This is a genomic window from Pseudomonas sp. ok266 (assembly GCF_900110195.1).
Taxonomy (GTDB): Bacteria; Pseudomonadota; Gammaproteobacteria; order Pseudomonadales; family Pseudomonadaceae; genus Aquipseudomonas; species Aquipseudomonas neuropathica.
The window spans coordinates 78578-102808 of sequence record NZ_FOCU01000007.1; the positions used below are offsets into that span (position 1 = coordinate 78578).

The window sequence follows — 24231 nt, forward strand, 5'->3', positions numbered from 1 at the left end:
GTCTCGCTTTGCAAGGTTGCATGTTTTCCCCCGGTCAATACCTCAGCACCAGTGACATCACCCGCCAGGGTGCCAGCGAAAGCAGCCGGGTCGAGCTGATTCCGATCACGCCGAAGCTGATTGCCATGAACCGCGCCACGCAAAAGCGTGAGTCGCTGCCGCCGGAGCTGCTGGCGACGCCGGCCGAATACCGCATCGGCAACAATGATGTTCTGTACATCACCGTGTGGGATCACCCTGAGCTGACGGCCCCGTCCGGCGCGCAACAACAGATCGATGCCAACGGCCGTCTGGTGCGCTCCGATGGCACGCTCTATTACCCGTTCATCAAGGAAGTCCAGGCCACTGGCCGGACCATCCAGCAACTGCGCTCGGACATTGAACAACGGCTGTCGGCATTCATCGCCGAGCCGCAGGTAGATGTCGCGGTGTTGCGTTTCGCCAGCCAGAAGGTCGTGGTCACCGGCGCGGTGGCCAAGGCGGGCCCGCAAGCGATTTCCACCAATCCGCTGAGCGTGGTCGAAGCCCTCGGCTCGGCCGGCATCGACACCAACAACGCTGATCTGTCCGGGTTGTTGCTGACGCGCAAGGGGCGTACTTATCCGCTCAATCTCGACTCGCTCAATCAGGCGGATTCCGAGTTGCAGAACGTTTACCTCAAGGGCGGCGATCAGCTGTATCTGCCGTACAACGACAACAAGCGCATCTACGTGATGGGCGAGGTCAACCAGCCGCGTGCGCTGAGTTTCAAGACCGCGACGATGAACCTCACCGACGTGCTCGGTTCGGTCGGCGGCCTGGCCCAGACCACCTCCAATGGCAACGCGGTCTATGTCATTCGTGGCGTGGAAAACCTTGATGTCGAACCGGCCAAGATCTACCAGCTGGAAGCCGAATCGCCGACCGCCATGGCGCTCGCTTCGCACTTCGAAGTTCGCCCGCAGGACGTGGTGTATGTCGGGCCTGCCAACGTGACTCGCTGGAACCGTCTGATCAGCCAGTTGGTGCCGTCGGCATCGATTGTCGGCACCGGCGCTTCCGCTGCGAAGAACTGGAGCGAATACAGCAACAACAACGCCAAATAAGGTCCGACTTTGAACATTTTGAAAGTTGGCCTGTGCCTGATGGCGACCTCGCTGTTGTGCGGCTGTAACCCGCTGATGAGCGCTTCGTTAAATAACCTCAAGGCCGCAGTCGTCGGCCCGGATGAGGTCGATGTGTCGGTGGCCGAAGTGGCGGGGGTCAACTATCCGCAAATGAAACTGACCACGCCTTCCGGCTCCGGGGTGCTGGCGCTGGTGCGCGAGCGTGAAGACCTGCAGTTCTGGGTCGCCTCGGGCAAACAGGTTCTGCTGCTGCGCAATGGCCTTGCCGTGCGCTCCATTGGCCTGGGTCTGGAAGGCGATCTCGATGGCACGCGGCTGGCCGACGACTCGCCGTTCAAACAGGGCCTGCATCACGTTGCCGACGGGTTCACCACGCGGCGCTGGATCGACCTCTACAAAGGTCAGGAAGTCGGGGTGATCGTCAACAGCCGCTTCTCCCGTCGCTCGGAACAGACCCTGAAGATTCTCGACAAGGAATACACCGTGCTGCGTGTCGATGAACACATTGACGCCCCGGCCATTGGCCTGAGCGCGACCAATCGTTACTGGGTCGACCCGCGCGACGGGTTCATTTTGCAGAGCGAGCAGCAGCTGACGTCGCAGCTGCGCGTCAAGGTCGTGCAACTGACGCCTGATCGCAGGCACCTGCCGTGATGCGCCTGAAAATGTTGTCGGCGAGCTTGATGCTGGTCGCGAGTGTGAGTCAGGCGGCCGTCACGGTGTCGGGCGATGTCGCCAATCCCGGGCCGGTCGCGTTGCCACCGGGTGGGCGCTTGCTCGATGTGATCAGCGAAGCCGTGCCGAATGCCGAAGGCTATTGGCTGGCGGGCGGGTTGCTGCGGCAGTCGCTGATTGAGGCGCAGACACGACTCAAGGTCGGTGTGTTGTTTGATCTGGATGTGCTGCAACGCATGTCGATGCTGTTCGACCGGCCGAGTCGGGCGGCACTGGCGCAGCGCATTGCCGAAGAAGTGCGGCAGATGCCGGTAACGGGGCGGCAGATCGCCGATCTTGATCCGGTTGCATTGGAAGTCGGCTTCGCGCGCAACATTCGCCTCGATGACGGCGATCGTCTGATCTACCCGAAACGTGTCGACGAAGTGCAAGTGCTCGGTGCCGTCGCCGAGCCTTGCCACTTGCCGTATCAGCCGTTGCAGGAGGCGCGTGAATACCTGCAAGGCTGTTCGATCCTGAGCGATGCCGAAGCCGATTACCTGTGGCTGATCCAGCCCAACGGCGTCTCGCGGCGTGTCGGCATCGCCCACTGGAATCGTGAGTCCGGACACTTTCCCGTGGCCGGCAGCAAGATTCTGGTGCCGGTGAAAAATGATGATCTTGATCCGCCTCTTCCTGAACTGAATCAGCAGTTGGCCGAATTCATTGCCACGCAGCTGGCCGAGGTGGTTCGTTGAAGTTACGTTTTGCAGCTGTGTTGTTATTGCCCTGCGGTCTGGCTCATGCCGAACCGCGCATTACCCAGAATGATTTCGGTGGCACCGGGCTGTTGCAGACGCCGACGGCGCGCATGGCCCCGGCCGGCGAGTTGAGCGTCAACGCTAACCGCACCGAACCGTACAGCCGCTATAGCGTTTCGCTGCAGCCGCTGGACTGGCTCGAAGGCTCGTTTCGCTACACCGCGATCACCAACCGGCCGTACGGCTCGGAGGCCCTCAGCGGTAGTCAAAGCTATAAGGACAAGGCGGTCGACGTCAAAGTCCGGCTGTGGCAGGAGAGTCACTGGCTACCCGATGTGGCGCTGGGCTTCCGAGATATCGGTGGTACCGGTTTGTTCTCCAGCGAATTTTTCGTCGCCAACAAACGCTACGACAACTTCGATTTCAGTGCCGGGATTGCCTGGGGTTACCTCGGTAATCGCGGCGACATGGACAACCCGTTGGGCTACGTCAGCGATCGCTTCGATACCCGTCCGGCCCTGGAAGGCACCGGTGACGTCAACTCCGGCTCGTACTTTCGTGGCCGGCCGTCGTTCTTCGGTGGCGTGAGCTATCAGACGCCTTGGGATCGTCTCAGCCTGAAACTCGAATACGAAGGCAACGATTACAAAAACGAACCGAAGGACAACGAGATCAAACAGGACTCGCCGATCAACCTTGGCGCGGTATTCAAGGTGACCGATTCGGTCGATGTCAGCGCGGCGTGGGAGCGCGGTAATACGGCGATGTTCGGCGTGACCTTTCACACCAATTTCGTCAGCCGCAAGGCTCCGGCGAAGACTTACGATCCGACCCCGGAACCGCTGCCGGCGAAAGCACCGACCACGGCGATGGATCAGGTCAACTGGGCCAACGTCTCGCAACGCTTGCAGCAGAATGCCGGTTACAAGGTCGAGCGCATTGCGCAGCGTGATTCCGAGCTGATCGTCTATGGCGAGCAGCAGCGCTACTTCCATTCGTCCAAGGCTGTGGGACGGGCGAGCCGGATTCTCGACAACAGCGTCAACGACGACATCGACTGGTTCACCGTGGTCAACAAGCGCTACGACTTGCCGTTGGAAGAAACCAGTTTGCCGCGCCAGACCTTCCGCGAAGTGATCAACAACGAAGAGCCACTTGAATCGCTGCACCGCACCACCGAGATCAACCCGGCGATGCCGCACAACGAGAAAACTCTCTACACCGAAGCACCGCAGCATTTCAGCTATGGCGTCGGGCTGGGCTTCAAGCAGAACGTCGGTGGTCCGGATGGCTTGCTCTATCAATTGAGCGCCGATGCCGACGCCGAATACCGCTTCAACCGCAACACTTGGTGGAGCGGTTTGCTCAGTGCCAACCTGGCCAACAACTTCGACAAATTCACCTACGACGCGCCGAGCGGTCTGCCGCGTGTGCGCACGGATTTGCGTCAGTACCTGACCACGTCCAACACGACCATGCCGTTGTTCCAGGTCAGCCATGCCGAGCAGTTGGATAAAGACTGGTATGGCATGGTCTATGGCGGTTATCTGGAGTCGATGTTTGCCGGTGTCGGCGGTGAGGTGTTGTTCCGCCCGACCGGTGAGCGCTGGTCGGTGGGGGCGGATCTGAATTGGGTGCGGCAGCGCGATTTCGATCAGGGTTTTGCCCTGCGTGATTACTCGGTGGTGACCGGGCATGTCACGGCGTATACCGATTTGCCGTTCGATACGCTGGCGGCGGTGAGCGTCGGGCGTTATCTGGCCGGGGACTGGGGCGGCACGCTGGACATCTCGCGCGAGTTTTTCAATGGCGTGCGCTTCGGCGCGTGGGCGACGATCACCACGGCGGGCAGTGCCGAGTATGGCGAAGGTAGTTTCGACAAAGGCATCTACCTGTCGATCCCGTTCGACGAAATGATGAGCATGTCGACCATGCGCCGCGCCAACCTGGTCTGGGCGCCGCTGACCCGTGACGGTGGTGCGCGACTCAGCCGCAGTTATCAACTGCACTCGATGACCGATAGCCGGGAAGGGGACATGTTTTATCGGAATTTCGAGAAGATCACAGAGTAAGCGCAGATTTCCGAAGCACCTCTGAAACCTGTGGGAGCGAGCTTGCTTGCGAAGACGTCAGCACATCCAGCATCAATGTTGCCTGACCCACCGCTTTCGCGAGCAGGCTCGCTCCCACATTGGTTATTTGTCACACCACAAATCCCAAGCCAACCACAAGCCCCCTGTGGGAGCGAGCTTGCTCGCGAAGACGTCAGCACATCCAGCATCAATGTTGCCTGACCCACCGCTTTCGCGAGCAAGCTCGCTCCCACATTGGATATTCATCACACCACAAATCCCAAGCCAACCACAAACCCCCTGTAGGAGCGAGCCTGCTCGCGATAGCGTCCGTACAGTCGACATCCCCGTTGCCTGACCCACCGCCATCGCGAGCAAGCTCACTCCCACATTGGTTATTTGTCACGCCACAAATCCCAAGCCAACCACAAATCCCCTGTAGGAGTGAGCCTGCTCGCGATAGCGTTCGTTCAGTCGACATCCCCGTTGCCTGACCCACCGCCATCGCGAGCAAGCTCACTCCCACATTGGTTATTTGTCACGCCACAAATCCCAAGCCAACCACAAATCCCCTGTAGGAGTGAGCCTGCTCGCGATAGCGTTCGTTCAGTCGACATCCCCGTTGCCTGACCCACCGCCATCGCGAGCAAGCTCACTCCCACATTGGTTATTTGTCACGCCACAAATCCCAAGCCAACCACAAATCCCCTGTGGGAGCGAGCTTGCTCGCGAAGGCGTCAGTACATCCAACATCAATGTTGCCTGACCCACCGCTTTCGCGAGCAGGCTCGCTCCCACATTAGCTATTTGTCACACCACAAATCCCGATGCCATCCCAGATCCCTGTGGGAGCGAGCTTGCTCGCGAAGACGTCAGCACATCCAACATCAATGTTGCCTGACCCACCGCTTTCGCGAGCAGGCTCACTCCCACAGGTTTTTGCATCCCTCCACAATGCACTCTCGTTCCCAAATCCCACGCACAAAAAAGGGGACTTTCGTCCCCTTGCGGTAATTAGCTTCGAACCTCAGTAAATATCCTTCGACAGCAACGTAAACGGTGTTTTCACCAGGATCTTCAGATCCAGCCACAACGACCAGCTGTTGATGTACTGCAGATCAATCTCGACACGCTTCTGCATCTTGTCGATGGTGTCCGTCTCACCCCGGCAGCCGCTGATCTGGGCCAGCCCGGTGATCCCCGGTTTAATCCGGTGGCGCGCCATGTACGCGAGGATTTTCCCCGAGTAGTAGTTGTTGTGCGCGACGGCGTGAGGGCGTGGGCCGACCAGGGCCATGTGCCCCTGCAACACGTTGAACAGTTGCGGCAGTTCGTCCAGCGAAGTGCGGCGAATAAAGCGGCCGACTGCGGTAATGCGCGAGTCATTACGGCTGGCCTGCTTCACGTCACGGTCATCGTGAACACGCATCGAGCGGAACTTCCAGACTTTGATCACCTTGCCGTTCCAGCCATGGCGATCCTGTTTGAAAAACACCGGGCCTGGCGAGTTGATCTTCACCGCCAGCGCAATGATCAGCAGGATCGGGCTCAGCGCGATGATCGCCAGAAACGCCACGGTTTTTTCTACCAGACTCTTGCTCAAGGCAGCGGTAGGGCGACTGGTCAGCGGGCTTTCGTTCAAGTAGATCGCCGGCAGGCCATCCACAACCTTCACCGAGTGATTGAGCAGCGTCAGACTGTTCAAGTCCGGCACCCACACCACGTCGACGTTGGCGCCGAGCAAATCGCCATAAATCGCTTCGATTTTCGCGGCTTCGCACAGCGGCAGGGTGATGTACAAGCGGCGGATATCATGGGTTTCGATCAGCTCCAGCAACTGTTCCTGATCACCCACTACACGCGGAGCATCCGAACCCAGTGCAGACACATCGCCATTGCTGACCAAACCTACCAGCGGCAGGTTTTCCAGTTGGCTGAGCTTCTTCGCCAGACCCAACGCCAGTTCGCCAGTGCCGACGATCAGCGTCTTGTGTTCGCTTTTACGCGACCGTTGGTAGTACTTGGAAAACGCATGCAGCGGCGCGTAGAGAAACGCCTGACCGAGGAAGCCATACACCGCCCAGCTCAGAATCACCTGCCGCGAAAACAGCTCATCGGCCTGGCAGACAAAAGCGATGCACGCCAGCGCCGCCATGGTCATCGACCAACCCATGAACAGGCGACCGAGACCGGTCAGGTAGTTGTCGCGCTTGCGATAAACACCGCTAAACGTATACGCCGGCACCGACGCCAGTACCGCCAGGGTTGCACACATCCGGTAGTAGAACGCGACCGTCCCGGTGTGCTGCTCGGCGAGTATGAACAGCAGCGTCACCACAAAGCCTTGTGCCAGCGCCCATTGGCCCCAAAAGGTCAGTCCCTTGAGGCCTGTGCTTCGATTGATACTTAAAGAAAGATCCATACGGTATCCCCAAAAGACGTCCATTCAGGTTTCAACAGTTGAAAACCGAGTTGTTATCCAGACTTATTGTTTTTGTTTTAACGAGTGTCCTGAGGTAACAACATCGATATGCCGAACTGTCGTCAGTCAATAGACTAAGTTATTGGCTGGAATGGTGTCTGACGAGTTTTAACAAGATGGCACAGTGCCAACTTTTTAATAATTAAATAGAAGGGTGTTAGAAAAGGTCGTGGAGCGAGGGGTGAATAAAGTGTGTTGTATTTGTTACTGTTGGAGGGTGGAGGCAGGGAATATTTACTTCAGGGAGGAAGATCAAGCCAAACAGAGTGCTCTTGTTGTTTTTGTAATCGCACTTTTTCTGTTTGTTCTGTTCGTGGAGGTCTTGCGGGTTACGCGACGACTTCCTGAATCAGGCAATAACCGCGGTTTCTGACAGCACGAAACAGTCGCTCACCATTACTGGCGCTTTTGAATTTGTCTTGCAGGCGACTCAAGCACATTTCCAGGCCGCGATATTGTTCCGGTTCTCGACCGATGCTGAGAATCAGTTCGTCACGACTGACAACACGCTCTTCATGGCTGAGCATTTTTCTGACCAGTGCTGTTTCCAGGCCAGTCAGGCTGATTTCGACATCTTCTTTGACCAGTGCACCCTGAGCCGGGTCGAGATGCCAGGTTTCATTGCCGGGCATATCACCTTCAACGGCAGGTGGCATGTTGCGGGATTCCCCGGTAATGACCGGGACATTCTGGAAAGGATTAGCCGATTGCGCGGCGCGCCATTCGGACTCGAGCGTGGCCACTATTCGCTGAGTATCGTGTTCGATACTGCGCGGGATATTTTTTCGACTGATGCCTGGATATGTGAACTCCATCACCATTGGAGCGGAAGAGGGCGAATCAACCCCTTCAAACGAATTGAAACGTTCACTGGACAGCATGCTCTCCAGTTCTCGTTGCGACGTTGTACTGTGAGTCACGACAACAAAATATTTCCTTGGGAGGGTTGTACTAGTTTCCATGTCTCTCTCCTGAATACATACCAAAATTGGCTAAAAGATAAATCGGCAGGCGAGCAATGACTTCCTCGGAAGTAATCGATAGGCAGGGTCTGGGCCCAAGATTGGCCCTCGATAAATTCCACTCGATCTGCTGCTATGTTATGGAGTTTTATTGTTATGGGGCGTGTTGTCGCGCTCATTCAATTGCTTGATTTCAAACAGGCGTGAAGCAGAACGGAAGCTATATGGTTGCATTAGACGATCCTTCGTACGTATGCAAATGGGATGGCTGCCCGAGAGTCAGGCAGTCGATATCAGACCCCGCAGCAGGCGATAGCCATAGCCGCGAATGCTCTGAATCGCGTTTGTACCATACATGTCCTTGATTTTTCCACGCAAGCGACTGATTGACTTCTCCAGCGCTCGAGGGTCGTAGAAATTGGTGTTGAGGCCCATGATGCTGGCGATTTCATCATGGCTCAGAATGTGATTACTGGTTTGCGCGAAGGCTTCGAGGATCTTCATTTCGGCAAACGAGATATCGAGTTTCTTGCTGGTGCCCATCAGGCAGATACGCGTCGGATCAAGCGTCAGATCGATATCGCGTTGCCATTCTTCGCTGTTGAAGAACTCGCCCAGCAACTCGGCGCCATCGTCGGAAAGGGTATTGAGCTTGATACAAACATCCGCGCCAGCCAGATAATATTTGATCTTGTTGAAGGCGCCGCGACCGGTGATGACCGCGCAAATGATCGGTTTCAAGTTGTCGCTGCGCAGGTTCTCGACCAGGGCAAGATTGTCTTCGAGGGCCTGAGGGCTGTCGATAATCAGGAAGATCGCTCGATACGAACCAGACTGTTCATTCAACTGATATGAACTAGTGTACGCGCTGGCGTCGAGCGCCATATCGGTACGTATATGCTGGGCGACTAGCGCTTTGAAATGTTCAGCCACGCCACGGGTACGACCCAGAGTAAGAACACCAGGTTCGTCGTTTGTCGGGCGCGGGCTTCTAGTCGCTAAGTTCGCTGAGAGCATCATGCATTGACTCGAATTAAGTGCTGACATCGGGATGTTAAAGCACCGGTTCTCATCTGTGACTGACAATTGGTAACATTCACGCGATTTTTAGACGTGGCTCGCGAGTTTTCTAACAATAATTAAGCTTTTCAAGCTTTTAGTTGATTTTCTCGGAGGGGTGAACTACTGCTTAGATGGTGGCGATATGCAATGGTGCCACTATTTTGAGCTTATTGCGATAGCCTTATCCGTGTCCAATTGCCATTGTCTGGCCATCCTAGAATAATGTGATATTGATCACACTTTTTTGTCAGAGCAACTTTTTTCTGCAAAAAGGCCTAAATATTTTCTGCGTAGTTCGTCGGCCGACGATTACTAACATGGCTTGAGTGTGTCTTTTAATAAGACGTAATCTTTGTGGCTGATGAACTTTTGCGTTTATGTATGTCAATGGTCTCACTGCAGATACTCAACCCCTGAGTGTTATTACCCGGTCGCTCGCCACGAGCGCTCTGACGGAGGATTAATGGATTTCTGGACCCTTTTCCAGGTGTTGATATTAGGTGCGGTAGAAGGCCTGACCGAGTTCCTGCCGATCTCGAGTACCGGCCACCAGATCATCGTCGCCGACTTGCTGGAATTCGGCGGTGAACGCGCCATGGCCTTCAACATCATTATTCAACTGGGTGCCATTCTTGCCGTCGTCTGGGAGTTTCGACCGAAGATATTCGACATCATCAAAGGCCTGCCTACCGAACGTAATGCGCAACGCTTTATCCTCAACTTGCTGATCGCCTTTCTGCCCGCCGTGGTCTTGGGCGTATTGTTCGCCGACGCGATCCACGAATACCTGTTTAACCCGATCACCGTCGCCGTGGCACTGGTCGTCGGTGGCATCATCATGTTGTGGGCCGAGCAGCGCAGCCATGTGATCAGCGTCGAACACGTCGACGACATGCGCTGGTCCCACGCACTGAAAGTCGGTTTCGTACAATGCCTGGCAATGATTCCAGGCACCTCGCGCTCCGGCTCGACCATCATCGGCGGTCTGCTCTTCGGCCTGTCACGCAAAGCCGCCACCGAGTTCTCGTTCTTCCTCGCTATGCCCACCATGGTCGGCGCCGCCGTGTACTCCGGCTACAAATACCGCGACCTGTTCCAGCCCAACGACCTGCCAGTCTTCGCCCTCGGCTTCGTCACCGCGTTTATCTTCGCCATGATCGCCGTGCGCGGCTTGCTCAAGTTTATCGCCAACCACAGCTACGCCGCGTTCGCCTGGTACCGGATCGCGTTTGGTTTGTTGATTCTGGCAACGTGGCTGTTTGGTTGGGTGAACTGGACAGCAGCGGCGGCCGCCTGATCACTGAGCGCTGATCAACGCCGCAACGGCGAGATCGTTTAACGCCGAATCCGCCGACTCCTGGCGAAAGCGCTGCAAGGCCGAGGTGAAATACGCGGCCTGCAGCATGCCGTCGCTGGCCAGATAGAGTCGCGCGTCTTCCTGCTCCTCGGCGGAGTAAACACGCTTGTGACTGTCGGTCGTTTCCTGGCTAGCCGAAAAAGGTGCGAGAAATAAAGACACCAAGGTGAGCCCGGAAATCTGCGTCACCTCCCACGGCGTATCGGTACGGCCCATACAAAAGCCATCGCAGTGCGCATAAACGTCGGAAGTGAAGCTGAACAAGGCGAGGAGGGTGAAGCGCTTGAAAGCAGAAAAAGTAAACGCGGGCATAAACGAAAGACATCCTGTCAGTACAACAAAACAGCGGGCAACGCTCATGCGTCGCCCGCACACTCAAACCATCAATCAACGACCTTCAAGCAACTCAGCCGCCTGATCCAGCAACGCCAGCGGATCCTTGGCCTTGTGAATATCCACCGACAACAACTGACGGAATTTCCGCGCCCCCGGAAACCCCGTGCCCAACCCCAGCACATGCCGCGTGATGTGATGCATCGCCCCACCGGCCAGCAAATGTTCAGCTATATAAGGACGCAACTGCGCCAACGCCTCAGCCCGACTGATCACCGGCGCCGAACTGCCGAACAACTGCTGATCCACCTCCGCCAGCAAATACGGATTGTGATAAGCCTCACGCCCCAACATCACACCGTCGAACGTCTGCAAATGCTCATGGCAAGCCTCCATCGTCTTGATCCCGCCATTCAGCACAATCTCCAACGCCGGAAAATCCGCCTTCAACTGCGCCGCCACGTCATAACGCAACGGCGGAATGTCACGATTCTCCTTCGGCGACAACCCCTCCAGAATCGCAATCCGCGCATGCACGGTAAAACTCGTGCACCCGGCATCGCGAACGGTGCCGACGAAATCACACAGCTCCGCGTAACTGTCCCGACCGTTGATGCCGATGCGATGCTTTACCGTCACTGGAGTCGACACCGCGTCTTGCATCGCCTTCACACAATCCGCCACTAACTGTGGGTGACCCATCAGGCACGCACCGATCATGTTGTTTTGCACACGATCGCTTGGGCAGCCGACGTTCAGGTTTACCTCGTCGTAACCGTGCTCCTGAGCCATGCGGGCGCAGGCGGCCAGATCCAATGGAACGCTACCGCCCAACTGCAGCGCGAGAGGGTGCTCGGCCTCGTTGTGACGGAGGAAGCGTTCGTGATCGCCGTTTAGGAGCGCGCCGGTGGTGACCATTTCGGTGTAGAGCAGGGCGTTCTTCGACAGGAGGCGTAGGAAGAAACGGCAATGGCGGTCGGTCCAATCCATCATCGGTGCGACGGAGAAGCGGCGGGAGAGTGGGGCGGGTTGTAGAGGCATTTGGGGGAATCTGGATCAGAGGGGTGAAGGTTGGGGAGTTTATCAGGATTAGATAGGACGGAGGCTTACGCGTCTTTGCCACGTGCTCTTGCTCGCAGATGAAGCGAGACAAATCGACTGAATATTGTGGTCTGGCCCCTGATTTCCCTTCGTTCCGCAAAACGCGGGTGGGTTTGGGTCGATTCGAGATGCGACCGAGATTTGGATGAAGAATGAGCTTGAACCTATTCAAACTAGGTTTATGCAGGTTAATGAATGGTTGGGCGAAGAAGTACTAAAGTCTGTGTGTGTTGATGTGATTTAAGTTGTCGCGGTATAAGATACCGCGACTACATTTTAGCCAGGTATTATTTCATGCTCTGTCTTGGCGCCGCTTCGTATTATTGAGTCCATTTGCGTTGCTTCTTGGTGGCGAACAATTAGGTTGATTAATGCATTTCTGCTTTGTCGCTTTGAAGTTTGTATGCCTAAAATTTCGGCAAGTTTTTGAACACTCGCCGTCGATACAAATAGAGGGTCGGAGTCAAGATAGTTTTCGATCTCGTGTGCATTCATTGCGCCAAGCTTTTTCCGAATGTCATTCGGAAGATCAATTCTATGCTGTTTGGATTTATGAGTTTCCAAACCTTTATTATTATTGTTAACTAATTTCTGAAGAGAGTTGAGTGCTTCTGGTATGTCAGAGTTCGGCATGGAACGCAATAGCTTTGAAGTGAGTTCCATTATAAGCGCTAAATCATGAGTTTTCATAAGAGCCTCCCTTATATAATTCTTGCTACAAACTCGTCGACAACTGCACCCATATAACCAGCTTGTTTGCCCGCGTTTTGGTGTGACCGTGGTAGGTCAGTCACTGCGAAGACTGGAAGGTTCATGTCGGCAGCGGCTGAGATACCATCACCATCCGTAATGTAGTTGTCGAAAATTGCAGCTGAGCCGAGCTGCGATGCGACATTGCTCATGACTTGTTGGTGGCCGTTTTTAGGACCCTGATTATATTCGTCGACCATATTAAACACAACGCCGCCAAACTTTGTTGGGTTGTACTTGCCGGGCAGGCCAGCATAAGTCCACATGGATTCGTAATCTTTATTGAATTGGTCCATGTATTGGTTGATTAAGGTAATACCTACAGTTGACAAGAAGTCGGGTATTGAGGGGACTACGTAATAGTCGCTAGCGAAGAACGCATTTTGTGTAACAAGGTTCACGTTGGGAGGACAGTCGAGCAACACATAGTCGTATTCGTCAGCTACATCATCAAGGATCGACTTGATGATGGAGATTTTTTCGATTTCGAATTTTGTCTCTTCACGATGGTCTTTGCCGACGCGCTTTTCACGAGCCAACTTCATATCCAGAAGCGTAAGTTCTTGGTGCGATAATATCACACCTACTTTCGTGTATACCTTGCCCGCCCTTGCTCTCACGCTCTGTTGAAGAATTACATCTTCTGGCTTTGCGGGTTTGCGATCAAAGTAACCGTCAAAGATGTTCTTTAAGGTTGGTTGGTTGTTTGTGTAAGTGTGAGAGATGTATGAACTCGCCCCAATAGCCAAAAAAGAAAGGTTGCATTGCGGATCTAGGTCTATTAGTAGCACTCTTTTGTTATGGCGGGTTGCTAATCCAGCTGCCAAGTGAAGAGTTAATGTTGTTTTTCCAACCCCACCTTTCCAATTGATCATGCTCACTACTTTGGCCATTTCTCGTTCCTTGAATTTCGGGTTTTACAATCACAAAGTAGTGATTGCAGAGGGCTACCATGTCGGCGTCTCAAGCTACTCCATTGCTTGTGCTGATGTCTATGCGACGTTTTGAGCACTCTTTCCATTTATCAAGCGCCGACGTAGGTCCGGACGCTCGGCGCCTGGCGCGCGCCGTCGTCCCCCCCACCTCGCCTTCGGGCTAAATGGGTCTTTTTTTCCGCAGTCCTGCACCTGGCAAAGCGCCCCCGCAGCCGGGCGCTGTAGTAGTGGCGTCGAAGGTCAAAAAGCCTGCGGATCTCTGCAAAGGCGGGCCTTCTGATAGGGCGGATCTGGCAGAGCGGGAGGCGGGTAGACAAAACCATGCGATGCGTGTTTTCAGGAACGTCATTGGAAAGAAGTAATGTGGTAATTCGAATATCGGAACACCGGTGAAAGCCCCTGATTCATTGGCTTTGCTGGCTTCTTCAGAAAGTAATTTTGAGTGATGAAAAAAGTAATGTGACGGTAAGTAATTGATTTATAAGGGGGCACAAAAACAAGTATTACTTTCTTAAAAGGTAATTACCTTACTTCTACATTATTCATAAATTACTTTATGCCGATCCTTTGCAGCCCAGTGAAATCAATGCTCTCAGCCCGATTGACCGTTCGGCTTACCAATATTACCTTTTTCCGATACCTTTCCTGAAAAAAGCGCATCACCTATCAGGCGGTACAGCCGATCGTATCGCCACTCACTCATGCAGATGAGGAGAGACAATCGCGCACAGGTCGTTTTGCCCGCGCGGAAATGCGTGTAGAGAGTGCATGGGATTGGAGCGACACACGTTTGTGCTGACGATGCGAGGGGAACGTCGCTTGTCCGCCTGGGGGGGAAAGAAAGTGGGTGGTACGAAAGTGGTACGCGCATTTCTTGATGCTGCTGGACGGCGGAGATTTAGCGGCCTACAGGATTAGCCGTGCCAATCCATCATCGGATCGACGGACAGCGCCTGAAAAAGCACGCAGTGCTCTCTTTGCTGTTGGCGGTACTTGGATCAATCAACGTGCCAGTAAAGCCTTTCTCAACGGAAAAAACGTTTCTGTTTACATGAAGCCTGTCCCTGCAGTTCTTAGCCTACACTCCCTTGCGCCTCCCCCTACACCTAAGACAGAATCCCCCGGCTTGTGCGTCTAGCCCGTAGGTTCTATCGTCCATACGTCACTGAAAACCAGTGATCGGGTTTGGTAGCCCGTCTCCGTCAGAAGCACAAGACTACTGTCTTGCGACGACGTTTCTCGTCTTCGTTTTATGGTGGTCATGCGCGGGGCGTCTTCGGATGCGCCGGGGTTCCTGACGACCGGTCTACCAACCTGCGTATGGCCTCCACCCTTCGTTTGGTAGCGAGAGTGATGGCTCCTTTTCGTTTATCCGTCAGGAGTTACACCATGTTCAAACCAACACCGAATCCACCAGAAACCGATCCCGCATCCCCCTACGAATCCCTCAACCCCAAAAAACTCCACGAAGCCGCCGAGCGCGCGCTCGATCACTACCTCCTTCCCGCCGGCCACATCATGGCCAGCGTCAACGAACCCGAGCGCATGTACCTCGCCAACCCCAAATACGACTCGGAATCCCTGCTGGCCAATGCCAGCGAAACTCTCAGTTCCGCCTCGGAAATGCTCAACAACTTCGCCGCAGCACTAGACCCCTCACACCGCAAAACCGCGCTCGGCATTGCGCAGGTGGTGATGTTGGGGGAATTGGCGGTGAATCAGGCGTTGGATAACGTTGAGGTGAAAGCGTAAATCAGCCCCTTTGTGGCGAACGGCTGAGCCGTTGCCACGGAGGGGCTGTTGGCGCTGGGCAAAGCAGCCGGGATGAGGGCGGGGAAATGGACAGGGTGATGGCCATTTAGTAGCATTCCGCGCCTTTACTCAGGAGTCGCCGCACCATGGAAGCTACATCGTCCCAAGCTTGGTACAACACACGTCCCGCCGTTGTCTTCATGGCCGTTTTTTATTGCTTTGTCGTGTTGATTCAGGCTGGCCTGTGGGTGGCTCATGACGGGTTTCAGCAAGCGCGGGAAGGGGATATTTCGTTTCTGATGTTGTTGAACGTCTGTGTGGTGGCGTTGTTGATGTTTGTCGGCGGCTTGCTGTTGCTGGCGAGAAAGAAGGTTAGTGCGCTGTGCTTTATGCTCGCGTTGATTCTGGGGATTGCTTTTTCTCTGTCGCAGATGAACAGCGGTTCGGTTGTGCATCTGCTCACTCTGCCGATGTTCAAAGAATATGCACTGGTGTTTGGTATCTGGGTGTACAGCCTGCAATTGCGTACGACCGGTTATTTTTCTGCTAAATAACCCCCTCTGCATTGCCCGTAGCGCCCTATTGGCTCAATAGGCCGGGCGCTTGATTGTCAGCTATTTACGTGAAGAGAATTTATGTCTGCTCCTGATAAGCCAAAGCTGCCGTTGCAAGCATTCGTGATGTCGTGCCTGGTGGCCGGCTGGGGTCTGGTGTACGCCGGTCAGGTGAAGTGGGCGGTGCGTGTTGCCGCTTTGCTTTATCTGGGTGTGATTTTACTCGGTGTCTGCGGGGTGCCTGCCACGCCAGTGGGCCTGTATGTCTTCGCTACGTTTATCGTTCTGGTGAAACTCGGCTCGGCCACGGCAGCTGCGATATCGGTGCGTAGAAACGACCATCCGGTGAACAGCCCCAGCACCCGTTTCCATGTGCTTTACGTGGTGGCGCTGGTCATTCTCACGCTGATTCTTTTGGGGCCATTGAGAGGCCCGACGCTGGGGTTCAAGACTTACTTCATCCCCTCTGGCTCGATGGTTCCGACCCTTTCGATCGGTGACTATATCGTCACCAAAATGCGCATCGACGCGCCGCAGGTGGGCGACATTGTGACTTATCGCTACAACGGCACGGAGGCGGTCAAACGTGTGGCGGCAGTGGGTGGCGATACCTTGTCGATTGTTGATGGTAAGGTCATTCGCAACGGCGAAAACATGGGGCTGTTCTTTGCACCGCCAGAGCGCGTGAAGAATCCTCGTTATCTGCAAACGCCGCCGACGGTGGTCGAGAAAGATCATGTTTATCTGCTCGGTGATAACCGCGACAGCAGTAACGACAGCCGCTTCATGGGCCAGGTCGCACTCGAAGACATTACCGGTAAAGTCACCGGAATCTGGTACTCATCCGATCGGTCGAGGATTGGCACAGCCTTTCAGTGAAAACAAAAGCCGTCACCTTAAGGTGACGGCTTTCGCTTGCAGATCTAGCCAAACTGACTCGCCGACTCAACCGCAGATTTCGGCTTCCTCAACCGCGTCAACTGGTAAGCAATCGCCAACCAGACAAACCACCCCGGCATGACCATCAGCGCAATCCGCGTATCAGGCCTCAACGCCAGCAACCCCAGCACAAACCCCAAAAACGCCAACGAAAACCAAGCCATCGGCACGCCGCCGGGCATCTTGTAAGCCGACTTCGCATGTAGATCCGGGCGTTTTTTCCGGTAGGCGATGTAAGACGCGAGGATGGTCGACCAGGTGAAGATCACCAGAATCGCCGACACGGTGGAGACGATGGTGAACGCGGTCATGACTTCCGGCACGATGAACAGCACCAGCACACCCACCAGCATCAACAACGTGGTGAACGCCAGGCTCAGCAGCGGCACGCTGTTGCTCGACAGTCGGCGGAATAGGCCGGGGGCGTTGTCCTGATTGGCCAGTCCGAACAGCATGCGGCTCGATGAGAACACGCCGCTGTTGGCCGAGGAGGCCGCTGAGGTCAGGACCACGAAGTTGACGATGCCGGCCGCTGCGGGAAATCCAGCGACTAGGAACAGTTCGACGAAGGGACTTTTGACCGGGGAGACCTGCTGCCACGAGGTCACGGCGATAATGCAGGTCAGTGCTAACACGTAGAACAGGATGATCCGCAGCGGAATCGAGTTGATCGCTTTGGGCAGGGTCTTCTCCGGCGAGCGGGTTTCGGCGGCGGCGGTGCCGATCAGTTCGGTGCCGGCGAAGGAGAAGATCGCCATTTGAAATCCGGCGAAGAAGCCGAACAAGCCGTTGGGGAACGCCGCCTGTTTGTCCACCAGGTGACTCAGGGACGCGGTGACGCCGCTGGGCGAGACGAACGAGCTGGCGATCAGCACGCTGCTGACGCCGATCAGGGTCACGACGGCAATGATCTTGATGATCGCGAACCAGAATTCCACTTCACCAAACAACCTGACGGTCAGTACGTTGAGGGCGAACAGGGTTGCCAGCATGCCGACGGCGGGTATCCACGCCGGTACGTCGGGGAACCAGTATTGGAAGAATCCGCCGACCACGACGGCATCGCCGATCACCGCCACGCTCCAGCTCAGCCAGTATGACCAGCCGAGAAAGAACGCTGCGCGCGGGCCGAGGTAGGCACCGGCGAAGTCGGCGAAGGTTTTGAAGTTGAGGTTGGACAGGAGCATTTCGCCCATGGCGCGCATGACGAAAAACACGAACAGGCCGATGATCATGTAGATGAGGATGATCGACGTTCCGGAGAGGGCGATGATCTTCCCGGAACCCATGAACAGGCCGGTACCGATGGCACCGCCCATGGCCATTAACTGGATGTGACGATTGCTGAGCGTGCGCTGCAGCGCGGGCTGTTCAGGCAGCCCGGAAGGGGTCGATTTCATTGCAAAACCTCTTGATTTTATGTTTTTGAGTTTTGGCAGAAAGTAGGTGTCGAGCGTTCTTGTTAGAGGTGCAGCGGCTGATCACAAGGTGAGTCGCCCCCTGTGGCTTGGGGGCTGTCATGACCGATCAACTGACGGTGCGCAGACGCGAGGTTTTGGCCGGTTGCGGATCCAGCAGTTGGAAGAGGTTTTTGATGTTGGCCGGCGTCGGCACCAGGTGGATGCGCTGGCCGATTTGCTGTGCCTGAGCCAGGTCATTCAGGTAGCGCAGAGAGGAAAAGTCTTCCAGAGCAAAACCTACCGAATCGAACACCGTCACCTGCGCAGCGTTTTCGCGTCCGGCCACTTCGCCCTGCACAATGCGGAAAAACTCGATCACCGGGGAATCGGCGTCCAGTTGCTGAATGTCGCCTTCAATGCGAGTTTGCGGTTCGAATTCGACGATGACCCGGGCGTTGCGCAGGATGTCGGCGTGCAGTTCGGTTTTACCCGGGCAGTCACCGCCGACCGCATTGATGTGCATGCCGGGCTCGATCATTTCGGGCGTCAGAATGGTTGCGTAGGCTTTATCGGCGGTGACCGTGGTGACGATATCCGCACCTTTTACCGCGTCCTTCACCGAGGTGGCCAGAATCACTTCGATGTCCGGGAATGCCGCGAGGTTGTGCTTCAACTTGAGTGAAGCGTCGCGATCGATATCGAAAATGCGGATTTCGTTGATGCCCAACATTTCATGAAAGGCCAGCGCCTGAAATTCACTTTGCGCACCGTTGCCGATCAGGGCCATCGAGGTCGAATCCGGACGAGCCAGCGATTTCGCCACCAGCGCCGAGGTTGCGGCGGTGCGCACGGCGGTGGTCAAGGTCAGTTCGCTGAGTAACGTCGGATAGCCACTCTGCACATCAGCCAGAAGCCCGAAGGCCATGACCGTCAGCAAGTTCTGCTGGCCGTTGTTCGGGTGGCCGTTGACGTATTTGAACGAGTACTGCTGGCCGTCGTCGGTCGGCATCAATTCGATCACGCCGTCCGCCGAGTGATTGGCCGTGCGCGGTGATTTATCAAACTGCGCCCAGCGTGCGTAGTCCGCTTCGATGTAGCCGGCCATTTCGCGGATGGCGCGGCGGATGCCGACTTGGGTGAACAGGCGTGCAGCATCATCGACATCTATAAAAAGCGTCATGTTTTTATTCTCCGATCCAGTCATTGAAAGGTTGTAGAGCGGCGGGCGGCTCAGCTGCGTTTGCTCTCGAAGCCGTGCAGCACGTTGACGGCATTGATGCCGATTTCATCGACCATGTAGCCGCCCTCCATGACGAACAGGGTCGGGCAGCCGACGCTGGCGATCAGTTCACCGATGCCAATGAAGTCCTCGCTTTCCAGCAGAAAGTGGCTGATGGGGTCGTCCTTGAACGTGTCGACACCCAGGGAAATCACCAGCACTTCAGGGGCGAACTGCTGAAGCTTTTTGCAGGCGTGGAGCAGGGCGTTGCGATAGCTCTCCCATGTGGTGTTTTTCGGCAGGGGATAGTTGAGGTTGTAACCCTCGCCGACACCCGCGCCGACTTCGTGGCTGTACCCCGAGAAGTACGGATAGGACACCGCCGGTTCGCCGTGCAACGAGACGAACATGACGTCGCTGCGCTGGTAAAAAATGTTCTGCGTGCCGTTGCCGTGATGGAAGTCGACGTCGAGCACTGCGACGCGTTTGGCGCCCTGGGTGATGGCTTGTTGCGCGGCAATGGCGGCGTTGTTGAGGTAGCAATAACCGCCCATGTATTCGCGCGCGGCGTGATGGCCGGGCGGACGGCACAGGGCGAAGGCGCTGTCGTGGCCTTCATCGAGCAGGGCCAGGCCGGTGAGAGCAATATCGGCGCTGGTTTTTACCGCTTGCCAGGTCGTTGCGGTGATCGGTGAACCGGCATCCATGGCATAGAAACCCAGCTTGCCATCGATGAAGGTCGGCACCTCTTCGCCGGCCAGATCGCGCACCGGCCATACCAGCGGCAAGGCATCGTGAGTGCGACCGGTTGCGCGCCATTCGCTCCAGGCACTTTCGAGAAAACTGACGTAGCGCTCGCTGTGCGCGTTGACGTAGCACGAGCGATCAAACGCGCGCGGTTCGACGATCTGCCCGAGGCCGACCTGTTTGACGCGGTTATGCACGGTGTCGGCGCGACTCGGTTGCTCGAAAGAAGGTTTGAGCACGCCGTCTTTCAATTCGGTGCCGTGGTGCAAACGGTGGGAATCACTGAAAACTGTAAACATTCTGCGCATCCGTTATTGTTAGCCAGTGCAAATATTCTGTTCCGGCTGGGCTGCGCTTTCTTTGCTTTGTTTTCGTGGTTTGGTCGATTATTCGGGCGTTTTTACTCAGGAATGGCGGAATGCAGAAAAAAATATCCAAACGCATCAGCCTCGACGAGACCGACCTGGCGATTCTTGAGTTATTGCAGGAGGACGCCAGTATTTCCAACGCTGAACTCAGTGAGCGGCTGTCGCTGAGCCTTACGCCGTGCTGGCGGCGGCGCAAGCGCATGGAGGAGGCGGGGGTCATCAAGGGCTATCAGGCCAACCTTGATCGGCGAATGCTCGGGCTGGATATCATGGCGTTCGTGCACATTCGTTTTTCCACCCACGCCGACCACGCGCCGGACGCCTTCGAGGCGGTGATTGCGCAATTGCCGCAGGTGGTGGCCTGTCACAAAATTACTGGCGATGCCGATTATGTGTTGCAGGTGTTGGCCGAGGATCTTGATAGCTACAGCGATTTCATTGAGCAGGTGCTCAGGCGTCAGGTGGGGATTGCCTCAATTCAGTCCAGCCTGGCGTTGCGCGAGGTCAAGACTGGTAGCCGGATTGCGATACCCAAACCGGGAAAGGACTGAACGGACAGAGGGGCAATCATCTTTTCAGTTTCAACGCGTTGTATGTCGTTGATGTGCCATTGCCACGCAGGGCTGTATTAATTCCAGCCTTTGCAGTGAGCGGTAATCTCTGCCCAGACTTCCCGATAGCTGAATCGCAACCACGCGGTGTGCAGCTTATGCCGTTGCCGCCGAATCCAGCTGTTCGTGTTTGCGAGCAGCATTTGCTCGATGTCCCTGTTCAACGCATCGGGTTCGAAACCTGTCCAGATCGGCGGGAGTACACATTCCAGGTTCCAGGCGCAGACGACGGCAACTTCGGCATACAGAATGTCTTTAACCTGTTCCGGATCATAGCCTTCGATTTGCTGGGCGATGTAGGGGTAATCGACGCTGGTGTCGACGAAAATATCGGAGAGGGCTGCGCGGATTTTGTATAGATCGGCGTGGCTCAGTTCTCGTCTCAAGCTTGGGCCTCCTGGCGTTGAATTGCGCTGATCCGATTGCACGTGGCGGTTCTTGTCTGGTGGTTAGTCGATTCTGAACGCGCGCTGTCGCTCAGCAAAGTTTCATCTTGCCGCGTGCAAAGCAGGCCTAGTCTGCTGAGACAAGATCGTCGCTGTTCATCCCGAGAGGAATCGTGCCATGCGCCTTAATGTCGTCAAAGTGCTGTTGATTGCTGCTGCAGTATCGGTGTTGAGTGCCTGTTCCGGCGCGGGTGGTTTGACCACTACCAGTTGTTTCTCCAGCGACTGTCAGTCGCCGGAGGGGCGCAACGCCAATACGTTGAAGTTCGGCGGCAACAGTATCGGTAGCAGTCTCAATCAGTACAGCTCCGGGATGCTGCATGACGATTAAGGATTACTGCGCGGCCGGTACGGCAATCCATTCGCTTAGCGTTTGTTGATACTTGCCGGTGACTTTGCTCAAGTGCAGCCATTGATCGACATACAGTTTCCAGCTGATGTCATCGCGCGGCAGCAAGTAAGCCTTCTCGCCATATTGCATGTACTGATGCGGATTCACCGCGCACAAGCCCGGTTTGAGTTTCTGCTGATACAGCGCTTCCGAGGCGTCGGTGATCATCACGTCGGCCTGGTTGTCGAGCAGTTGCTGGAAGATCGTCACGTTGTCGTGCAGGGCCAGTTGCGCCTGGGGCAGGAAGGCGTGGACGAAGGCTTCGTTGGTGCCACCGGCAGGTTCGACCAGACGCACGTTGGGCTGGTTGATCTGTTCCACCGTCTGGTACTTGCTGACATCGTCGCAACGTACCAGCGGGATCTTGCCGTCAGTGTCGAGGGTGTTGCTGAAGTAGGCTTTTTTCTGCCGTTCGAGGGTGACCGAGATGCCGCCCATGCCGATGTCGCATTTACCGGCCTGCATGTCCGGCATCAGGGTTTTCCAGGTGGTTTGCACCCATTCGACTTTGACCCCGAGGCTGTCGGCCAGCGAGCGGGCCATGGCGATGTCGATGCCTTCGAAATCGCCGTCGGTGCGTTTGAAGGTGTAGGGCTTGTAGTCGCCCGTGGTGCAGACGCGCAACTGGCCTTGTTGCTGGATGTTGTCGAGGTGCGAAGGGGGTTGCTCGGCATGGGCGCCGGCGGCCAGGGTCAGCAGGCCGCAGAGGATCATCGTGCTTTTTAATGTTGTCATTGCGATCGGGGCTTCTGAGAAGGACGGTGGCCCAGTGTAGTGAAAGGCTTTCCCGGGTGTCATCCCGCGCCCGGACTCAACGTACCGGGCAACGCCTCCAGCGCCAGCTTTCAGTTGGCTGAGTAGGGGATTACAGTTTTGACAGGTTCAGCCAATTGCTCAATGCGGCGTTGCAGTTGGAAGACCTGTGGCGATAGGTGAATCGGCTTGAGAATGGCTGAGCGCAAGTGATCCCAGCCAACGACGTGTTCAGCACGCTGCTGCCAGCTGAGTAGCGGCGCAACCCCTGGACGCAACGGTTTCTGAGTGACCTTGCTGTTACGTGTGGCGATGCAAAAGTGTGTGTAGCGAGGCAATTCATAGAGGTTCAAACGCTGCAGGTCTCTGCTGCACAACAGCAAGATGTCGCCAAAGGTGAACAATGGAAACGCCGTGACTTCGATCTTTTGTTTTTCATTGAGTGTGGTTCGCCACAGTCTGTTATCCAGATCGTCCAGGCTGATGTTTTCGTCAAGTATGAATCGCGCTGGCTGCTGACGAATCGCCAGATTTCCAGCAGCCGCGTAGGTGATGCTTGGCATTGCACCTGGCGATAAAAGAAGAAACCCGCTGAACAGAACCAGTGCTGTTGCGATTCCATAAGCGATACGCGCAAAGACATGACCTTTGCTGATGTAAAAAATGAAAACGGGGAGGAGACTGAAAATGAGTGTGCCGAGGGAAAACACCCCGACAACCACTACCGCTTTCGCGTTATCTTCGCCGACGTAGGTCGAGATAATCAGCAATGTGGGGAGGGACGCACACAGAACGGCAAAGCCGATCATGCTACCGATCAAGAGTCGGAACCCGTTTTTCTTCCAGCCACCCATTCGCCGGGTGTTTTTGTTGAAGATCTTTCGAAAGCGTTTGAGCAGGAAAAGTGCGAAGTAGACCAGCAGGGTCAAGGAAAAAACAAACAGCATCGAACCTGCGGCGCTGAATGTGTTCGGGAACTTGAAAAGCAGAGAAATGAAGGTACCAAAGCCAAAACACATAGGAAGCAGCAAAAAGGCAGCGATTTGTTTGTGCCTTTTTGGCACTTTTTCGAACATCGAAACGGTGATTCCGTAGAACCATGCGCTGGCGGAGAGTACGCCGAGGTAGCCCACCATGATCAGCACGATCAGTAACAGCCAGATAGCAAGGGCTGACTTGGCATCGCTGCCTGCCAGGAAAAGGTCAGTACGACCAATTGTCCGGGTGTAGACGTATAGCCCAAGGATTGCCAACCCCGCGCCGAGAAAGCCCAGAGTGACGGTGATCTGGCTCCAGTAATCAAGAACGCGTTTGAAATTGCGTTTGAAGAACTGCGTAAACGTTGGTGCGGGCGAAGCATCCATGCGATCAAGATTCCATCGGGTTTGATTGGTGGTTCTGTAACGACAAATGGCCAGATTTCTTTAGAAATCCGGCCATTCAATGCAATTGGTCTGTTTTTCTGAGTTGTTCGTG

23 protein-coding genes are annotated in these 24231 nt (G+C 55.5%); 10 read left to right on the top strand and 13 right to left on the bottom strand.

The window, feature by feature from the left end; all coding sequences use genetic code 11:
- Positions 1 to 20: 20 nt before the first annotated feature.
- From BMY54_RS14385 to BMY54_RS14400, 4 genes are read left to right on the top strand one after another with little or no spacing between them, the layout of a single operon-like run.
- Positions 21 to 1085 (top strand): polysaccharide biosynthesis/export family protein, encoded by a 1065-nt coding sequence (locus tag BMY54_RS14385; protein WP_093433760.1) that lies wholly within the window; start codon positions 21 to 23, stop codon positions 1083 to 1085.
- Positions 1086 to 1094: 9 nt separating this feature from the next.
- Positions 1095 to 1760: a YjbF family lipoprotein gene (locus BMY54_RS14390; protein ID WP_093433762.1), complete on the top strand. Its 666-nt coding sequence runs from the start codon at positions 1095 to 1097 to the stop codon at positions 1758 to 1760.
- Positions 1760 to 2518 (top strand): capsule biosynthesis GfcC family protein, encoded by a 759-nt coding sequence (locus tag BMY54_RS14395; RefSeq protein WP_093433764.1) that lies wholly within the window; start codon positions 1760 to 1762, stop codon positions 2516 to 2518. Before BMY54_RS14390 ends, BMY54_RS14395 begins: the two co-directional genes overlap by 1 nt.
- Positions 2515 to 4593, top strand: a complete 2079-nt coding sequence (locus tag BMY54_RS14400; RefSeq protein WP_093433766.1) for a YjbH domain-containing protein — start codon at positions 2515 to 2517, stop codon at positions 4591 to 4593. The genes BMY54_RS14395 and BMY54_RS14400 overlap by 4 nt, the downstream gene beginning before the upstream one ends.
- Before the next feature lie 1027 nt (positions 4594 to 5620).
- On the opposite strand, the gene BMY54_RS14415 is transcribed toward BMY54_RS14400, so the two are convergent.
- The 3 genes from BMY54_RS14415 to BMY54_RS14425 all read right to left on the bottom strand — a co-directional run bounded on the left by BMY54_RS14415 (position 5621) and on the right by BMY54_RS14425 (position 9057).
- Entirely contained in the window at positions 5621 to 7015 is a 1395-nt protein-coding gene (locus BMY54_RS14415; protein WP_093433772.1) for an undecaprenyl-phosphate glucose phosphotransferase, read from the bottom strand.
- Between the two features lie 389 nt (positions 7016 to 7404).
- Positions 7405 to 8037 carry a winged helix-turn-helix domain-containing protein gene (locus BMY54_RS14420; protein WP_093433774.1) on the bottom strand — a complete coding sequence of 211 codons (633 nt, stop codon included), beginning with the start codon at positions 8035 to 8037 and terminating at the stop codon, positions 7405 to 7407.
- Between the two features lie 279 nt (positions 8038 to 8316).
- Positions 8317 to 9057 (bottom strand): winged helix-turn-helix domain-containing protein, encoded by a 741-nt coding sequence (locus BMY54_RS14425; protein ID WP_093433776.1) that lies wholly within the window; start codon positions 9055 to 9057, stop codon positions 8317 to 8319.
- 505 nt (positions 9058 to 9562) lie between these two features.
- On the opposite strand from BMY54_RS14425, the gene BMY54_RS14430 reads away from it, so the two are divergent.
- Entirely contained in the window at positions 9563 to 10396 is an 834-nt protein-coding gene (locus BMY54_RS14430) for an undecaprenyl-diphosphate phosphatase (protein ID WP_093433778.1), read from the top strand.
- Here BMY54_RS14430 and BMY54_RS14435 read toward each other — a convergent pair whose 3' ends face one another.
- From BMY54_RS14435 to BMY54_RS14450, 4 genes are all read right to left on the bottom strand, one after another.
- Positions 10397 to 10816 (bottom strand): DUF2388 domain-containing protein, encoded by a 420-nt coding sequence (locus BMY54_RS14435; RefSeq protein ID WP_256573896.1) that lies wholly within the window; start codon positions 10814 to 10816, stop codon positions 10397 to 10399.
- 27 nt (positions 10817 to 10843) lie between these two features.
- Positions 10844 to 11830, bottom strand: a complete 987-nt coding sequence (gene dusA / locus BMY54_RS14440; protein WP_093433782.1) for a tRNA dihydrouridine(20/20a) synthase DusA — start codon at positions 11828 to 11830, stop codon at positions 10844 to 10846.
- Between the two features lie 336 nt (positions 11831 to 12166).
- A complete protein-coding gene (locus BMY54_RS14445; RefSeq protein ID WP_093433784.1) occupies positions 12167 to 12580 on the bottom strand; it encodes a hypothetical protein in 414 nt (137 codons plus the stop codon).
- 11 nt (positions 12581 to 12591) lie between these two features.
- Entirely contained in the window at positions 12592 to 13533 is a 942-nt protein-coding gene (locus tag BMY54_RS14450; RefSeq protein WP_093433786.1) for a ParA family protein, read from the bottom strand.
- Between the two features lie 1431 nt (positions 13534 to 14964).
- Between BMY54_RS14450 and BMY54_RS14455 the strand changes: the two genes are divergently transcribed.
- The 3 genes from BMY54_RS14455 (at position 14965) to lepB (ending at position 16760) form a co-directional block, all read left to right on the top strand.
- A complete protein-coding gene (locus BMY54_RS14455) occupies positions 14965 to 15327 on the top strand; it encodes a DUF6124 family protein (RefSeq protein ID WP_093433788.1) in 363 nt (120 codons plus the stop codon).
- A 146-nt stretch (positions 15328 to 15473) separates the two neighbouring features.
- On the top strand, positions 15474 to 15881 hold the full coding sequence (locus BMY54_RS14460; protein ID WP_093433790.1) for a hypothetical protein: 408 nt from the start codon (positions 15474 to 15476) through the stop codon (positions 15879 to 15881).
- A gap of 81 nt (positions 15882 to 15962) precedes the next feature.
- A complete protein-coding gene (lepB, locus tag BMY54_RS14465) occupies positions 15963 to 16760 on the top strand; it encodes a signal peptidase I (RefSeq protein ID WP_093433792.1) in 798 nt (265 codons plus the stop codon).
- Positions 16761 to 16804: 44 nt separating this feature from the next.
- On the opposite strand, the gene BMY54_RS14470 is transcribed toward lepB, so the two are convergent.
- The 3 genes from BMY54_RS14470 to BMY54_RS14480 form a co-directional block, all read right to left on the bottom strand.
- Entirely contained in the window at positions 16805 to 18220 is a 1416-nt protein-coding gene (locus tag BMY54_RS14470; protein ID WP_093433794.1) for an amino acid permease, read from the bottom strand.
- Positions 18221 to 18347: 127 nt separating this feature from the next.
- The gene (locus BMY54_RS14475) at positions 18348 to 19400 is read right to left on the bottom strand and encodes an ornithine cyclodeaminase (RefSeq protein ID WP_093433796.1); all 1053 of its coding nucleotides are present in this window, start codon (positions 19398 to 19400) and stop codon (positions 18348 to 18350) included.
- A 50-nt stretch (positions 19401 to 19450) separates the two neighbouring features.
- A complete protein-coding gene (locus tag BMY54_RS14480; protein ID WP_093433798.1) occupies positions 19451 to 20485 on the bottom strand; it encodes a histone deacetylase family protein in 1035 nt (344 codons plus the stop codon).
- 119 nt (positions 20486 to 20604) lie between these two features.
- Between BMY54_RS14480 and BMY54_RS14485 the strand changes: the two genes are divergently transcribed.
- Positions 20605 to 21105: an Lrp/AsnC family transcriptional regulator gene (locus tag BMY54_RS14485; protein WP_093433799.1), complete on the top strand. Its 501-nt coding sequence runs from the start codon at positions 20605 to 20607 to the stop codon at positions 21103 to 21105.
- Between the two features lie 77 nt (positions 21106 to 21182).
- Here the strand turns inward: BMY54_RS14485 and BMY54_RS14490 are convergent, their stop codons facing one another.
- Positions 21183 to 21551, bottom strand: a complete 369-nt coding sequence (locus BMY54_RS14490; RefSeq protein WP_256573897.1) for a DUF7079 family protein — start codon at positions 21549 to 21551, stop codon at positions 21183 to 21185.
- Between the two features lie 178 nt (positions 21552 to 21729).
- Between BMY54_RS14490 and BMY54_RS14495 the strand changes: the two genes are divergently transcribed.
- On the top strand, positions 21730 to 21942 hold the full coding sequence (locus BMY54_RS14495) for a hypothetical protein (RefSeq protein ID WP_016984584.1): 213 nt from the start codon (positions 21730 to 21732) through the stop codon (positions 21940 to 21942).
- A gap of 3 nt (positions 21943 to 21945) precedes the next feature.
- On the opposite strand, the gene BMY54_RS14500 is transcribed toward BMY54_RS14495, so the two are convergent.
- A complete protein-coding gene (locus BMY54_RS14500; RefSeq protein WP_175559611.1) occupies positions 21946 to 22737 on the bottom strand; it encodes a transporter substrate-binding domain-containing protein in 792 nt (263 codons plus the stop codon).
- A 110-nt stretch (positions 22738 to 22847) separates the two neighbouring features.
- Positions 22848 to 24119 carry a V-type ATP synthase subunit I gene (locus BMY54_RS14505; protein WP_093433803.1) on the bottom strand — a complete coding sequence of 424 codons (1272 nt, stop codon included), beginning with the start codon at positions 24117 to 24119 and terminating at the stop codon, positions 22848 to 22850.
- Positions 24120 to 24231: the final 112 nt, after the last annotated feature.